This window comes from Streptomyces sp. NPDC050085 (assembly GCF_044460595.1).
Taxonomy (GTDB): domain Bacteria; phylum Actinomycetota; class Actinomycetes; order Streptomycetales; family Streptomycetaceae; genus Streptomyces.
On record NZ_JBITJZ010000019.1, the window covers coordinates 1 to 13,783 of the forward strand.

A 13,783-nucleotide genomic window follows, 5' to 3' on the forward strand; every position below is an offset into this window, starting at 1 on the left:
GACGGCCTTCGCGCTGTCGCGCCTCGCCGACCCCGACACCCTGCACCACACCCCCATCGGGGTCCTGCGCAGCGTCGAGCGGCCCATCTACGACACGTTGATGGCCGACCAACTCGACACCGCCATCGAGCAGAACGGCAAGGGCGACCTCGCCGCACTCCTCGCCGGCGGCGACACCTGGACCGTCGTCGGCTGACCCGGCCCCGGTCCACCGGACCCCGGACCTCGGCCGACCTGCCCGGTTGCGCCCGTACGACCGTGCGAGCGCAACCGTCAGGGGCCCGTGGCCGTTAGAGGGAACATCGTGAACGAATCCGACGTGGCTCGTTCAGGGGGGCGTGGCCAAGTGATCGGATTCCGTTCGGCGCCGGGACCGCGCGCCCATCGCCGCATGCCGACCGAGGAGTTCCCCGAAGTGAAGATCGTCCGTCGCATGGGGGATTCGCCGCTTTTGCGCGGTTGTGCCACCGGAGAGACCTGCCCCGACATCTTCCTCCTGAGCGACGGCAACTTCGCGGTGATCGGCACCGAGTCGACCGCGGCCCTCGACTCCGCGCTCCCCGCCGGCACGTCCCGGAGCGAGCGTCAGCGCATCGTCGTGATCACGCGCGAGACCCTGATCAGGGCCAAGCGCGACCTGCCGGACGTCTGAACCCGCCCGGGCTACTCCCCCAGCTCGCCCGTTCCGCCCACGACCCACCACTCCTCCGGGTCCGTGGCCAGTTCCTCGAGCATGCCGTCCATCGCCTGGCACGCCTTGGCGTCCAGTGAGCCGTCGGGCAGGCTGCGGCGGTGCTCCACGGTCCGCTGCCAGTAGTCCTTGAAGATCTCGTTCTTGCACAGCACCCGCAGGTGCCCGATGAGCTCGTCCCACTCGAACGTGCCCACCCGGTGGGCGAGCAGCAGGACGGCGTACTCGCGGTTCGCGATGAGCATTCTGCGGCGGTCCTGGACCGTGAGCCCCGGCAGGGTGCTCAGCGCGGCCGCGTAGTCGGGATCGTCGATCGCGCGGTCCAACTGGTCGATGAACAGGGCGTGTTGACGCAGCACGTTGGCGCGGCGGATCTCCTCGACGAGCAGCGAGAGGAGCTCCTCCCGGCGTCGGCCGCGGCCGAGCCCGGACCTCACCCGGGCGCCGATCCCCCGCAGCGGCGTTATCAGTGTGGACATGGTGGATGAAGACCCCCCGGTCGGCGCTACGGGCGGAACGTACGGCCTCCAGGGTGCCCAGCAGGAACGGATGGCGCGGGAGGCGGACAGGGGGCGCACGGGTGGATGGCGGGTTTGGTGTAGACCGGCCCCCTATCGGGTGTGTGCCCCTTACGTGCCGTACGCATGCCGGGCCGAACGGCCCTGAGCCCTTCAAAGCCCTTGCCGCGGGCGGTAGTTACGTCAGCCGGACGACGCGGCCGCCCGGATCTCGTCGTACCCCGTCCGCGCCTGCTCGACCTCGCCCAGGCGCCGCTCGGTCCACTCCGCGAGCGAGCGCACCAGCGCCGAGGCCTCCCGGCCCAGCCCGGTCAGCGAGTAGTCGACGCGCGGCGGGATCACCGGTTTGGCGTCCCGGTGCACCAGGCCGTCGCGCTCCAGGGTCTGCAGGGTCTGCGTCAGCATCTTCTCGCTGACGCCGCCGATCTCCCGGCGCAGTTCGCCGAACCGGAACGAGCGCTCGTCGAGCGCGAGCAGAACGAGGACGCCCCAGCGGCTCGTGACGTGCTCGAGGACCAGGCGCTGCGGGCACATGCCCCCGCCCTCCATGGCCGTGGTCCACTGCCTCACCTTACTTACTACCATACCAGTACCTTACTTCAAAGTGGGTACTTTCGAATCCACAGCGCAGGTCGTACGGTGAGGACAGAACCAACCACTGAGGGAGATTCCAGACATGAGCCTCGTCGTCACCGGTGCCACCGGCCAGCTCGGCCGTCTCGTCGTCGAAGGGCTGCTCGCCGCGGGCGTGCCCGCCGGGCAGATCGCCGCCGTCGTACGCAGCAAGGAGAAGGCCGCGGACTTCGCCGAGCGCGGCGTCGAACTGCGGGTCGCCGACTACAGCGCGCCCGAGACGCTCGCGGGCGCCTTCCGCGCCGGCGACAAGGTGCTGCTGATCTCCGGCAGCGAGGTCGGGCAGCGCGTCCCCCAGCACCAGGCCGTCATCGACGCCGCGAAGGACGCGGGCGTGGCGCTGCTCGCGTACACCGGTGTGCTCGGCGGCCCCGAGGCCGACTTCGCGCTCGCCGACGAGCACAAGGCGACGGAGCAGGCGATCCTCGACTCCGGCCTGCCGTACACGTTCCTGCGCAACGGCTGGTACCACGAGAACTACACCGCGAACCTGGCCCCGGTCCTGGAGCACGGCGCCGTCCTGGCCAACGCGGGCGAGGGCCGGGTCGCCTCCGCCGCGCGCGCCGACTACGCCGCGGCCGCCGTCGCCGTACTGACCGGCGAGGGGCACGAGAACACGGCGTACGAGCTGAGCGGCGACGTCGCCTGGTCGCTGGCCGAGTACGCCGCCGAGGTCGCGAAGCAGTCCGGCAAGGACGTCGTCTACCGCTCCGTGACGCCCGAGCAGAACCGGGACGTACTGCTCGGCGCCGGGCTGCCCGCCCCCTTCGCCGACATCCTCGTCGGGGTCGACACCGCCATCGGTCAGGGGCTGCTCGCCCGCCGCAACGGTGACCTCGCGCGGCTCATCGGGCGGCCGACGACGCCGGTCGCCGACGCCATCGCCGACGCGCTGAAGTAGTCGCCGATACGGCAGGCCACGGCGTCAGGACCGTATGGCGATACGGGCATGACACGCACTGTCCCGCGGCGCTACCTTCTTGGGTGGCCGCCGCGGGGCTGCCGCATGTCATGAGGAGGACGGCCGTGGCCGACAGGGAACAGAGGCAGCAGCAGGACGGGCGCGTCGGACTCCTCAACGGATTCGCGGCCTATGGCATGTGGGGGCTCGTGCCCCTGTTCTGGCCGCTGCTCAAGCCCGCCGGGTCGGTGGAGATCCTCGCCCACCGGATGGTCTGGTCCCTGGTGTTCGTCGGCATCGCGATGGTCTTCTTCGTACGGAAGTGGGACTGGGCCCGGGAGTTGCTGCGGCAGCCGAAGCGGCTCGGGCTCGTCGCCCTCGCCGCGACCGTCATCACCGTCAACTGGGGCGTCTACATCTGGTCCGTGAACGCCGGGCACGTGGTGGAGGCCTCCCTCGGCTACTTCATCAACCCGCTCGTCTCCATCGCGCTCGGCGTGCTGCTGCTCAAGGAGCGGCTGCGGCCCGCGCAGTGGGCGGCCGTCGGGGTCGGCGTCCTCGCCGTGCTCGTGCTCGCCATCGGGTACGGGCAGCCGCCGTGGATCTCGCTGGTCCTCGCCTTCTCGTTCGGCACGTACGGGCTCGTGAAGAAGAAGGTCAATCTGGGCGGGCTCGAGTCGCTGGCCGCCGAGACCGCCGTCCAGTTCCTGCCCGCGCTCGGCTATCTGGTGTGGCTCGGCGCGCAGGGCGACCTGGTGTTCGGCAGCGCGGGCTCCGGGAACGCGCTGCTGCTCGTGTCCACCGGCCTGGTCACGGCCATCCCGCTGGTGTGCTTCGGGGCGGCCGCGATCCGGGTGCCGCTGACGACGCTCGGGCTGCTGCAGTACCTCGCGCCGGTGTTCCAGTTCGTGCTCGGGATCGTGTACTTCCATGAGGACATGCCGGCGGAGCGGTGGGCCGGGTTCGGTCTTGTGTGGGTGGCGTTGGTGGTGTTGACCTTCGATGCGTTGCGCTCCGCTCGGGCCGGGCGGGCTGCGTTGGACCGGGTTCAGGTTGCTGCCGGGCGGGGTGTGGGGGAGCCGGAGGTTGTTCAGCGGGAGCCGGTTGTTTGAGGCTTCTCGTCTGCCTTGTTGATGTCTCGTGGCCGGGTGCCGGTTGTACGTGGCTGGTCGCGCTCCGCGGCGGAGCCGCTGATCGACACAGCCCCGCGCCCCTGGAAGGTGCTGCGCACTCCCAGCGCCATAGTGGTTGCTCCCAAGATGACCATGGCCACCGGGACCGTCAGTGCTGTGCGGTAGGCCGTCAGGATGTCTGTCGGGGTCGTGCCGTTGAGTGACAGGCCGTACACCGCTGTCACCGCCGAGATGCCGAGGGCCGAGCCGAACTGGGTGGATGTGTGCAGGAGGCCGCTTGCCAGGCCCTGTTCGTGTTCCGCGACGCCGTCCGTCGCCGCTATCGTCAGCGGGCCGTAGGCCAGGGCGAACGCCGTGCCCGCGAGGACCAGCGTCGGGAACATGGCCGCGTACGCCCAGTCCATGCCGACCGGCAGGAACAGGCCGTAGGCGAGGATCGCCAGCAGGAAGCCGGTGAAGGCGACGGGGACGTTGCCGAAGCGGTTCACCAGGCGCGGAGTGAGCGTCGGGGCGAGGACCGCGTCGCAGCCCATCACCACCAGGGCGATCGCCGTCCGCAGTGAGGACCAGCCGCGCAGCTCCTGCAGGTACAGGGTCAGGATGAACTGGAAGCCGAAGAAGGCGCCGACGAAGAGCATCGCGCCCAGGTCGGCGCGGACCGTCGCCCTGTTGCGCAGGAAGCCGAGCCGGACCAGGGGCGCCCTGCTGCGCCGCTCGACCCGCACGAAGGCGAGCAGCAGGAGCAGACCGGCGAGGACCGCCCCGGCCGTCAACTGCCAGTCGTGCAGGCCGTGTTCGAGGCGTACGACGCCGAAGGCCAGCAGCAGCATCGCGCCCGCCGCCGTGAGCGCGCCGAGCGCGTCGAAGCCGGTGCCCGTGCGCCCGGGGGCGGGCTGCGGCGGGATCACCCGCAGCGCCGCCGCCAGGAGGCCGGACGCGAGGAGCACGGGCGCGAAGAAGACCCAGCGCCAGCCGAGTTCGGTGAGCAGCCCGCCGATGACGAGGCCCAGCGAGAAGCCGCCCGCGGCGGTGCCCGCGAAGACCAGGAGCGCCTGGTTGCGGCGGGGTCCTTCCTCGTAGGACGTCGTGATGAGGGAGAGTGCGGCCGGGGTCATGAACGCGGCCGCGACGCCCGTCATGAACCGCGCCACGATCAGTATCAAGGCGTCGGTGGCGAGACCGCCGAGGCCGGAGAAGAGGACGAAGACCGTCAGCCAGGTCAGGAACATGCGGCGGCGGCCGAGGAGGTCGGCGGCGCGGCCGCCGAGCAGGGTGAAGCCCGCATAGCCGAGGACGTAGGCGCTCATCACCCAGGCCGCCGCGCCCGTGCCGAGTCCCAGGTCGGATCTGATCGAGGGCACGGCCACCGCGAGCATCGCGACGTCGATGCCCTCCAGGAAGATCGTGCCGGACAGGACGAGCAGCAGGGCCCGGGCGCGGGCTCCGTTCAACCCGCCCTTCGCAGCCGTCGAGGTCATCGCCGGACTCCTCAAGTCGCGTACAGGAATGGGTGGTTACGCGAATGAGGGTCGGTTCCCTCTTGTAACCACTGGCATCCTGCGGCAGCATCGGCAGGCATGGAAGAAGGCACTTCTGAGTCACTCGGTTACTGCGCGCATACCGCCTCCGACCAGGACTACGGCGACGCCGATCCCTTCCAGTGGGACACCCGCGAGGACTGTCAGGTGCGGCAGATACTCGACCGGGTCGCCGACAAGTGGTCGCTGCTGGTGATCGCACTGCTCGACACCAGGTGCCTGCGGTTCAGCGAACTGCGGCGCGAGATCGACGGGATCAGCCAGCGCATGCTGACCGTCACGCTGCGGCAGTTGGAGCGTGACGGGCTGGTGAAGCGGACCGTGCATCCGGTGGTGCCGCCGCGCGTCGACTACGAACTGACCGCGCTCGGCGGCACGTTGCACGAGACGATCCAGTCCCTGGTGACCTGGACCGAGCGCCACCAGGGCGAGGTCGCGGCCGCGCGGACGGCCTATGACGCGCGGGCCGCCGCCGAGGGCGCCGCGACCGAGGACGCCGTGAGCGGCGGGCGGACCTGACGGGTCCTGCGGTCGACGGCCGTCGTCACGATCCACAACAGGGCGAGGTCCAGGGCGAGTTCGGTGACCGCAGCGAACTGGTTCACCGTGAACTTGAAGATCTGGCCGCACAGGATGTCGGTGAGCAGCGCGTAGCGCAGCAGCCGGTACGGGCGCGCCGGGTCGCCCCCTTCGGCCGGGCGCAGCAGCCGGACCAGACCGAGCACCCCGAACGTCCCGCCGAGCGCGGCGCTGGCCAGGATGCCGGCGCTCGCACCCTGCTGCGGGTCGCCGTCGAGGCCACCGCTCAGGAAGCTGATGCCGACCCACAGCACGAGCACGACCGCCTCGATCACCACCCACAGGACGGCGACGGTGACGGCGGGGCGGCTGCGGGCGATGCCGCGCAGGGTCCGTTCCGTACGGGTCAGGGTGCGGCGCAGGCGGCTCGCGGGTCCCGGGGCGCGCTCCGGCAGGGCCGCCAGGAGCCCGGCGAGCGCCCGGTCGACCTCGTCGGACGAGTCGCCGACCAGGCGCAGCGCGTCCTGGCGCTGCTCGGCGGTGAGACCCGAGGTGACGCCGGTCAGGGCGAGGTCGGCGGCGTTCGCGGTGCGCTCGCGGGCGGTGAGCGGGGCACGCCGGGACCGGTGGTGCACAAGCCGGGCCAGCAGCACGAGCAGGACGAAGCTGGCGTAGATGAGGCCCGCGGCCGGGCGGTAGAAGTAGCCGGGCTCGTCCGTGATCTGCTTGCCGATCTCGTCGATGAACAGGCCGAATCCGACGCCCCCGGTGACGGCGGCGCCGAGCCGGGCCGCGCGGCCCAGGAACACGACCGCGAGCAGCACCGCGGCGGCCATCAGGAGGCCGCCCCACAGCATGTGCGCGATGTGCAGGTGGCCGCCGCCGCCCAGCTTCGGGTATCCGGCGCTGGCCAGGAAGAAGCGCGTCGTGAGGACCGTGCCGATGCCCGCCAGGGCGAACGTGGTCAGGCAGGCGGCGGCGCCCACGCCGCGCACCGGACCGCCGTGGACCGCCGTCATGTCCTGCTCCCCTCGTCGTCGCCCGTGGTGCTCGTTGTCCTGTGCCGCTCGTCCAGGGTGCGGGTGCGGGGCGGGGGCACGGATCCGGGACATCCCCGACGCCGCCCTCAACTCCCCCTTAGGTGACGCCGGTTCACGCCTCGCCGGTCTATAACGGGGGCATGACCTTTGACTGGAAGCTCGTCGTCGATGCCGCCGATCCGCATGCACAGGCCGCGTTCTGGGCCGCCGCGCTCGGATACGAGGTCGAGGACAACGCCGCGCTCATCGGGGGCCTGCTCGGGGCCGGGGTGCTGAGCGAGGCGGAGACCGTGGAGTTCCAGGGGCGCCGGGCCTTCCGGGACCTCATCGCCGTACGGCATCCCGGTGATCCGGTGGACGAGCGGTCCGGCACGGGGCTGGGACGGCGGATCCTGTTCCAGCGGGTGCCGGAGGCGAAGGCCGGCAAGAACCGGCTGCACATCGACGTCCACGTGGGCCCCGAACGCCGCGCGGCCGAGACCGACCGGCTGGTCGGCCTCGGCGCGAAGGTGCTGAACACCTTCAAGGAGCAGGGCGGCGAGTGGGTGGCGATGGCCGACCCGGAGGGGAACGAGTTCGACGTGCAGTAGCGTCGCGCGGCGCAGTACGAAGGGCGGTGGCGGTGCGCCTGTGCACTTCGGGCCTGCTCGGCGAGCAGGCCGTCCGCGTTCCCTCAGCGCGGGCCGGCGTCCGTCCCCCGCGAGACCTTCTCCCACTCTGCGAGATCCGCCCGCTGCGCGTCCAGATGCCCGACGATGGCGTCCACCGCGTCACCGCCGAGCGGAAGGCGCAGCGGCGTGCGCTCCGCGTCCAGGGCGAGCCGGATCGCGGCCGCGGCCTTGGCGGGGTCGCCGGGCTGGGTACCGTCGGAGCCCTGCACCATCCGGCGGGTGGCGCCGGCCGTCTCGTCGTACGCGGGCAGGGGCTCGGAGAAGTAGGCGGCGCCCTTGCCGAAGAGGTTGGTGCGGAAGGCCCCGGGCTCCACGACGAGGACCTTGATCCCGTACGGCGCGACCTCGGCGGCGAGCCCCTCGGAGAGCTGCTCCAGGGCGGCCTTCGTCGCGCTGTACGCGGAGAACCCGCCGAAGGAGAGCTGGCCGCCGACGCTGCTCATGTTCACGACCGCGCCGCTGCCCCGCTCCCGCATGTGCGGCAGCAGCGCCCGGGTAAGCCGGGCCGGGCCGAAGACGTGCAGGTCGAAGAGGTCGCGCAGTTCGGCGTCGGTGGTCTCCTCGAAGGCGCCGACCTGGGTGCGGCCCGCGTTGTTCACCAGGACGTCGACCCGGCCGTGGCGCTCCAGGACCTCGGCGGCCACCGCGTCGATCCGCTCGCCGTCGGTGACGTCCAGGGCGATCGCCTCCACCTGGCCGGGGTGTGCGGCCACCAGATCGGCGAGGCCCTCGGTGCGGCGGGCCGTGCCGATCACCGTGTCACCGGCCGCCACCGCGGCCTGGGCGATGGCCCGGCCGAAGCCGCTGCTCGCGCCCGTGATCAGCCAGACCTTGGTGTTGTTCCCGGTCGTGCTGTTCCCGGTCGTGTTGTTCCCGGTCATCTCTGCTTGTCCCCCATCATTGTCAACTGCCGTTCGGGGCTTCCCCCTTGGCGTACTTCATCCTTGCGCCGTGCGCCGTTCCGCGTCCAAGGCCTTCCGTCATAGCCGTTGGTTATGGATACCGCGGCCCACCCCGACCGGCCGGTGTCCGCCATGCGAACAGCCCTGACCGGATTGCGCTCTTGACGGTGCACCGACAGGCCAGGACCATCGGGCCACCTCAATTCCCGTACCCCCAAAGGAATCAGGAGCCCCCCACATGCCCCTGCGCCCCATACGCGGACGGCTGGCCGCCGCCGCCCTGCTCGCCGCCACCGGACTCGTCGCCTCCGGCACCACCAGTGCCGGTGCGGCACCCACCGCCGCCGCGCCCGACATCCCGGTGGCCTCCGTCAAGGCCCATCTCGCCCAGTTCCAGTCCATCGCCACGGCCAACGGCGGCAACCGCGCCCACGGCCGGCCCGGCTACAAGGCCTCGCTCGACTACGTGAAGGCCAAGCTGGACGCGGCCGGATTCACCACCTCCGTCAAGCAGTTCACGTCCGGCGGCCGCACCGGCTACAACCTGATCGCCGACTGGCCCGGCGGCGACACCAACCAGGTCGTCATGGCCGGCGCCCACCTCGACAGCGTCACCGCGGGCCCCGGCATCAACGACAACGGCTCGGGTTCCGCCGCGGTCCTGGAGACCGCGCTCGCCGTCTCCCGCGCCCAGCTCAAGCCGGCCAAGCACCTGCGGTTCGGCTGGTGGGGCGCCGAGGAGCTCGGCATGGTCGGCTCCCGCAACTACGTCAACTCCCTTGCCACGGGCGACCGTTCGAGGATCTCCGGGTACCTGAACTTCGACATGATCGGCTCGCCGAACCCCGGCTACTTCGTGTACGACGACGATCCCGCCCTGGAGAAGGTCTTCCAGGACTACTTCACCGGCCTGAACATCCCCACGGAGATCGAGACCGAGGGTGACGGCCGCTCGGACCACGCCCCGTTCAAGAACGCGGGGATTCCGGTCGGGGGGCTGTTCAGCGGCGCCGACTACACGAAGACGGCCGCGCAGGCGCAGAAGTGGGGCGGCACCGCGGGCAAGCGCTTCGACGCCTGCTACCACGCGTCGTGCGACACCGCGTCGAACATCAACGACGCCGCGCTCGACCACAACAGCGACGCAATTGCCTATGCCCTGTGGGAGTTGGCCGCACAGTAGGACGCGGCTGGACACGGCCGGGCACGGTTCCCCCTATCCGATTTACTTGCATACGCATATACTGCAAGCGCAAGTAGTCGCCGCCTGCACCCATGGGGGAGCCATGTCCGACCGCCACTTCCTGTTCCTGCTCGGCAGCAGCCGACCCGGTGGCAACACCGAGATCCTGGCCCGCAAGGCCGCCGAGCAGCTGCCCGCGGGCGTGACCCAGCGGTGGATCGACCTGGCGGAGCACCCGCTTCCCGACTTCGAGGACCTGCGGCACGACAGCGATCACGTGCGGCCGCAGGGGGACGACGTCGCGCTGCTGCTCGACGCCACCCTGGAGGCCACCGACATCGTGATCGCGTCGCCCCTGTACTGGTACTCGGTGTCCTCCTCCACCAAGCGCTACCTCGACTACTGGTCGGGCTGGCTGCGCACCCCCGGCGTCGAGTTCAAGCAGACCCTCGCCGGGCGCACCCTGTGGGGCGTCACCGCGCTCGCGCACGAGGAGTTCGAGGTCGCCGACCCGCTGGTGGGCACCCTCAACAACTCGGCCGCGTACATGGGCATGCGCTTCGGCGGCGTCCTGCTCGGCAACGGCAGCAAGCCCGGTGACGTGCTCAAGGACGAGGAGGCGCTGAAGAACGCCAAGACGTTCTTCGCGCAGGACGCACCGCCGGCCACGTTCCCTTACGAAGACCGGTAGTTGGAGAGAGCAGGAGCAGTAGTGGTTACGCCGTGATGTCCTTCGCCGTGAAGCGCGCCCAGGCCGCCGAGCCGAACACGGCCGCGTACAGCGCCTGCAGTTCGAGGTTCTTGACCAGGTCGTCCCAGTAGACCGGGTCGCGCATCAGGTCGGCGAAGGACAGCCAGTGGTGCGAGAAGAAGTACGGCTGGATCGCGTGCAGTTGGGGGATCTGGTCCAGGATCTGGATCGTGATCAGCAGGCCGACCGTGGTGGCCATCGCCGCGATGCCGCTGCCGGTGAGCGTGGAGACGAACAGGCCGAGCGCGGCGATGCCGATCAGGGACGCCGCCACGGTGAGGGCGATGAGGAGCGCCCGCCACAGGCCGTCGGCGAAGCTGATCCGCGTACCGGAGATGGTGATCACGTCGCCGAGGGGGAACAGGATCGCCCCGGTGATCAGGGCCGAGACCGCCACCACCAGGGTCGCCACGACGCAGAACGCCATCGTGGTCGCGTACTTGGTGAGGAGGAGGCGGGTGCGTCCGGCGGGAGCGACGAGGAGGTAGCGCAGGGTTCCCGCGTTCGCCTCGCCCGCCACCGCGTCTCCCGCGATCACGCCCACCGACATCGGCAGGAAGAAGGGGAGCGTCGCGGCGAGGGCCGTGAACACGAGGAACAGGCCGTTGTTCGTGATCTGCGCGATGAACGCCGGGCCGCCGCCGCTCCCGTCGGGTCCTCCCGCGCCGATCGACGAGCCGTCGCTCGTCTCGATCTTGACCGCGATGCCGATCAGGATCGGGACGCCCGCGAGGACCGCGAGCAGGGCGAGGGTGCGCCAGCGGCGGAACGTCGTGGACAGCTCGCTGCGCAGCAGGCCAAGCGACCACAGGGGGTTCACCCGGTCCGCGCCGTCCGCCTTGAGGGCCTGCGGCGTCACCGCTTCAGCCTGCGACATCGAATCCCTCTCCCGTCAGGGCGACGAACGCGTCCTCCAGGGACGCGCGTTCCACACCGAAGCCGCGGACGCGGACGCCCGCGGTGACCAGCGCCGCGTTCAGCTCCGCCAAGTCCGTCTCGGGAGGCGGGGGTTCGGCGCACACGCGGTCGTCGTCCGTCGTGTCGAGGAGCGTCAGGCCGTGCTCCTTCAGTACGCGCGCCGCGTCCGCCGGGTCGGGCGTGGTGACCGTGAGCCTGCCGCGCGCGCCCGCCGCGAGCTCGGCCACCGGGCCCTGCGCGAGGAGGCGGCCCTGCGCCATCACGGCGGCGTGCGTGCAGACCTGCTCGATCTCGTCGAGGAGGTGGGAGGAGAGGAAGACCGTGGTGCCGTCGGAGGCCAACTCCCTTACCAACGCCCGGATTTCCCGCATGCCCTGGGGGTCGAGGCCGTTCGTCGGCTCGTCCAGGACCAGCAGGCGGCGCGGCTGGAGCAGGGCCGCGGCCAGGCCGAGGCGCTGCTTCATGCCGAGCGAGTACGCCTTCGCCTTCTTGGCCGCCGCGGCCGTCAGACCCACCCGGTCCAGGGCGTGCGCGACGCGCGCCCGGCGGGTCCGCGGATCGGCCGTCGGGTCCGCCGAGTCGTAACGCAGCAGGTTGTCCCGGCCGTTGAGGAAGCCGTACAGCGCCGGGCCCTCGATGAGCGCGCCCACGTGCGGCAGCACCTGGCGGGTCGCGCGGGGCATCGGGCGGCCGAGCACCCGGGCATCGCCCGACGTCGGCTCGATCAGGCCCATCAGCATCCGGATGGTGGTGGTCTTGCCCGATCCGTTCGGCCCGAGGAAGCCGAAGACCGCCCCCTCGGGGACGGTGAGGCTCAACCGGTCCACCGCGAGCTGCCCGCCCCGGTACCGCTTGGTGAGCTCCCGGGTCTCGATCACCGACGACACCGGCGACACCGGCGACACGGTCGACGCCATGCCCCTCCTTCCACGCCAGGCGGTGAGGGGGCGGTGCGCACCGCCCCCTCACCGTTACCGTCCCCACTGCCCTGTCGTCAGCCCGCGTCGGCCGCCTTCACCAAGGCGTCCTTGGTGACCGCACCGGCGTACACCTTCCCGTCCTCGGTGATCAGTACGTTCACCAGGCGGGTCGAATACACCGTGCCGCTGCCGAACTTCCCGGTCACCTTGTCGCCCAGGGAGTCCAGGAACTTCTGCGCGTCGGCCGGCATGTCGCCGCTGTGCTCGCCGGACGCCAGGCCCGCCGCACCCGAGTCGCCGGGCAGCTTCAGCTCGGCGATGGAGGTCCAGCCCTTGCCGAGCACGGTCAACCCCTCCAGGTCGCCCGCGCCCTTGAAGTCCTCGGCCCCGCGGCCGGCGCCGTGGTCCTGCGGGTCCTGCGCCGCCAGCTCGTCGGCCTCGGTGACCTTGGTGCCCTTCGACGGCTTGAAGTCGAAGGTGGAGGCGGCCGGCTTGCCGAAGTCGACCGTGGTGAAGCCCGCGTCGACGACGGCCGCGCCGCCGCTCGCCGGGGTCAGCGTGAACTTCAGCGGCGTACCGGTCTTGGCGTCCACGGACACGGTGATCGCGCCGACCGTCGACCCGGACTGCTTCGGCTTGATCTGCAGCCGGTACGCGTCACGGCCCGCGACCTGCGCCGTCCCGTCGACGCTGAACGACGTCGTGTCGCCGGACGCCTTGAGGATCTCGTCCGTCAACTCCTTGGGCGTGGCCGGGACTTCGGACGGCTTCCGCTTCGCGTCCCGGTCCGCCGCCCCGGTGTCCTTCGCGTGGTACGCCTGGTTCGACTTGCTGTCGTAGGCCCACAGGTCCGCGCCGTTGTGGATCACGCTGTACTCGGACGCGTCCTCCAGGATCGACAGCTTCTGCCGGTCCGGGCCGTCCGCGGCGACGCGCAGCGTGTGCGTGCCGGTGGCCAGCTCGGTGAGCTTCGCCTTCGGGTCCGCCGCCGAGCCGCCGTCCCGGTCACCTCCCTGCCCGCCGCCGATGCCGCCGGCGCCGCCGGTGAGCGCGCCGCCGAACGACGGCAGACCGAGATCCGTGTGGATCTTCACGGTGCCGGACAGCTGCTCGGTGTCCGACTTGGCGATCTTCTCGATGAGTTCCTGTGCGGTGACCTTGGGGAGATTCGGGTCGCCGGAGTCCGCGAGCGCCGGGACGAGTCCGATCGTCGCCGCCGCCACCCCCACCACGGCCACCGGGACCGCGTACCGCGCGGCTTTCCGGCGGCCGGTGCCCTCTTCGGTTTCGTTCGGTGCCATGTCTGTGCCCTACCTCCGTGATCGGCGGCGGCTTACCGTCCTGTGCACTCGTCCACCCCAAGCCGCCATTCTCACCCGAATTGGTCGGGAGTGGTGTTCTCAATCTGACCAAACCGGCCACGGGGAAGCGTCAGCCCCCGGGATCAACTCCGCGTACGCCCACG

General features: G+C 71.0%; 15 protein-coding genes and 1 pseudogene. 8 read left to right on the plus strand and 8 right to left on the minus strand.

Going from position 1 to position 13,783, the window contains the following annotated elements; genetic code table 11:
• Both ACIBUY_RS38455 and ACIBUY_RS38460 read left to right on the plus strand, forming a co-directional pair.
• Positions 1–196, plus strand: a pseudogene (locus ACIBUY_RS38455) (2-oxoacid:ferredoxin oxidoreductase subunit beta); the annotation flags it as partial.
• A 219-nt stretch (positions 197–415) separates the two neighbouring features.
• Complete coding sequence (locus tag ACIBUY_RS38460; RefSeq protein ID WP_365576900.1) at positions 416–652, plus strand: hypothetical protein; 237 nt, start codon at positions 416–418, stop codon at positions 650–652.
• An 11-nt stretch (positions 653–663) separates the two neighbouring features.
• Here ACIBUY_RS38460 and ACIBUY_RS38465 read toward each other — a convergent pair whose 3' ends face one another.
• Both ACIBUY_RS38465 and ACIBUY_RS38470 read right to left on the minus strand, forming a co-directional pair.
• Positions 664–1,170 (minus strand): DUF6082 family protein, encoded by a 507-nt coding sequence (locus tag ACIBUY_RS38465; RefSeq protein WP_365576898.1) that lies wholly within the window; start codon positions 1,168–1,170, stop codon positions 664–666.
• 222 nt (positions 1,171–1,392) lie between these two features.
• Complete coding sequence (locus ACIBUY_RS38470; RefSeq protein WP_399155137.1) at positions 1,393–1,794, minus strand: winged helix-turn-helix transcriptional regulator; 402 nt, start codon at positions 1,792–1,794, stop codon at positions 1,393–1,395.
• Positions 1,795–1,885: 91 nt separating this feature from the next.
• Between ACIBUY_RS38470 and ACIBUY_RS38475 the strand changes: the two genes are divergently transcribed.
• Both ACIBUY_RS38475 and rarD read left to right on the plus strand, forming a co-directional pair.
• Positions 1,886–2,743 (plus strand): SDR family oxidoreductase, encoded by an 858-nt coding sequence (locus ACIBUY_RS38475; protein WP_365576894.1) that lies wholly within the window; start codon positions 1,886–1,888, stop codon positions 2,741–2,743.
• A 197-nt stretch (positions 2,744–2,940) separates the two neighbouring features.
• A complete protein-coding gene (rarD, locus tag ACIBUY_RS38480) occupies positions 2,941–3,855 on the plus strand; it encodes an EamA family transporter RarD (protein ID WP_399155193.1) in 915 nt (304 codons plus the stop codon).
• Here the strand turns inward: rarD and ACIBUY_RS38485 are convergent.
• Positions 3,834–5,354: an MFS transporter gene (locus ACIBUY_RS38485; RefSeq protein ID WP_399155138.1), complete on the minus strand. Its 1,521-nt coding sequence runs from the start codon at positions 5,352–5,354 to the stop codon at positions 3,834–3,836. The two genes, rarD and ACIBUY_RS38485, sit on opposite strands and share 22 nt — an antisense overlap.
• A gap of 99 nt (positions 5,355–5,453) precedes the next feature.
• Here ACIBUY_RS38485 and ACIBUY_RS38490 point away from each other — a divergent pair, with 99 nt between their 5' ends.
• Positions 5,454–5,933 (plus strand): helix-turn-helix domain-containing protein, encoded by a 480-nt coding sequence (locus tag ACIBUY_RS38490; RefSeq protein WP_365576888.1) that lies wholly within the window; start codon positions 5,454–5,456, stop codon positions 5,931–5,933.
• Here the strand turns inward: ACIBUY_RS38490 and ACIBUY_RS38495 are convergent.
• Positions 5,867–6,952: a hypothetical protein gene (locus ACIBUY_RS38495; protein WP_365576886.1), complete on the minus strand. Its 1,086-nt coding sequence runs from the start codon at positions 6,950–6,952 to the stop codon at positions 5,867–5,869. The genes ACIBUY_RS38490 and ACIBUY_RS38495 overlap by 67 nt on opposite strands.
• Before the next feature lie 161 nt (positions 6,953–7,113).
• Here ACIBUY_RS38495 and ACIBUY_RS38500 point away from each other — a divergent pair, with 161 nt between their 5' ends.
• Positions 7,114–7,563 (plus strand): VOC family protein, encoded by a 450-nt coding sequence (locus ACIBUY_RS38500; RefSeq protein ID WP_365576884.1) that lies wholly within the window; start codon positions 7,114–7,116, stop codon positions 7,561–7,563.
• Between the two features lie 83 nt (positions 7,564–7,646).
• Here the strand turns inward: ACIBUY_RS38500 and ACIBUY_RS38505 are convergent, their stop codons facing one another.
• Complete coding sequence (locus tag ACIBUY_RS38505; RefSeq protein WP_365576882.1) at positions 7,647–8,525, minus strand: oxidoreductase; 879 nt, start codon at positions 8,523–8,525, stop codon at positions 7,647–7,649.
• Positions 8,526–8,784: 259 nt separating this feature from the next.
• Here ACIBUY_RS38505 and ACIBUY_RS38510 point away from each other — a divergent pair, with 259 nt between their 5' ends.
• Together ACIBUY_RS38510 and ACIBUY_RS38515 are read left to right on the plus strand one after the other, a co-directional pair.
• Positions 8,785–9,729 (plus strand): M28 family metallopeptidase, encoded by a 945-nt coding sequence (locus ACIBUY_RS38510; protein ID WP_399155139.1) that lies wholly within the window; start codon positions 8,785–8,787, stop codon positions 9,727–9,729.
• A 103-nt stretch (positions 9,730–9,832) separates the two neighbouring features.
• Positions 9,833–10,420: an NAD(P)H-dependent oxidoreductase gene (locus ACIBUY_RS38515; RefSeq protein WP_365576879.1), complete on the plus strand. Its 588-nt coding sequence runs from the start codon at positions 9,833–9,835 to the stop codon at positions 10,418–10,420.
• 25 nt (positions 10,421–10,445) lie between these two features.
• On the opposite strand, the gene ACIBUY_RS38520 is transcribed toward ACIBUY_RS38515, so the two are convergent.
• The 3 genes from ACIBUY_RS38520 to ACIBUY_RS38530 all read right to left on the minus strand — a co-directional run bounded on the left by ACIBUY_RS38520 (position 10,446) and on the right by ACIBUY_RS38530 (position 13,619).
• Positions 10,446–11,357, minus strand: a complete 912-nt coding sequence (locus ACIBUY_RS38520; protein ID WP_365576877.1) for an ABC transporter permease — start codon at positions 11,355–11,357, stop codon at positions 10,446–10,448.
• Complete coding sequence (locus tag ACIBUY_RS38525) at positions 11,344–12,315, minus strand: ABC transporter ATP-binding protein (protein WP_365576875.1); 972 nt, start codon at positions 12,313–12,315, stop codon at positions 11,344–11,346. Before ACIBUY_RS38525 ends, ACIBUY_RS38520 begins: the two co-directional genes overlap by 14 nt.
• A gap of 77 nt (positions 12,316–12,392) precedes the next feature.
• Positions 12,393–13,619 (minus strand): outer membrane lipoprotein carrier protein LolA, encoded by a 1,227-nt coding sequence (locus ACIBUY_RS38530; RefSeq protein ID WP_399155140.1) that lies wholly within the window; start codon positions 13,617–13,619, stop codon positions 12,393–12,395.
• Positions 13,620–13,783 lie beyond the last annotated feature (164 nt).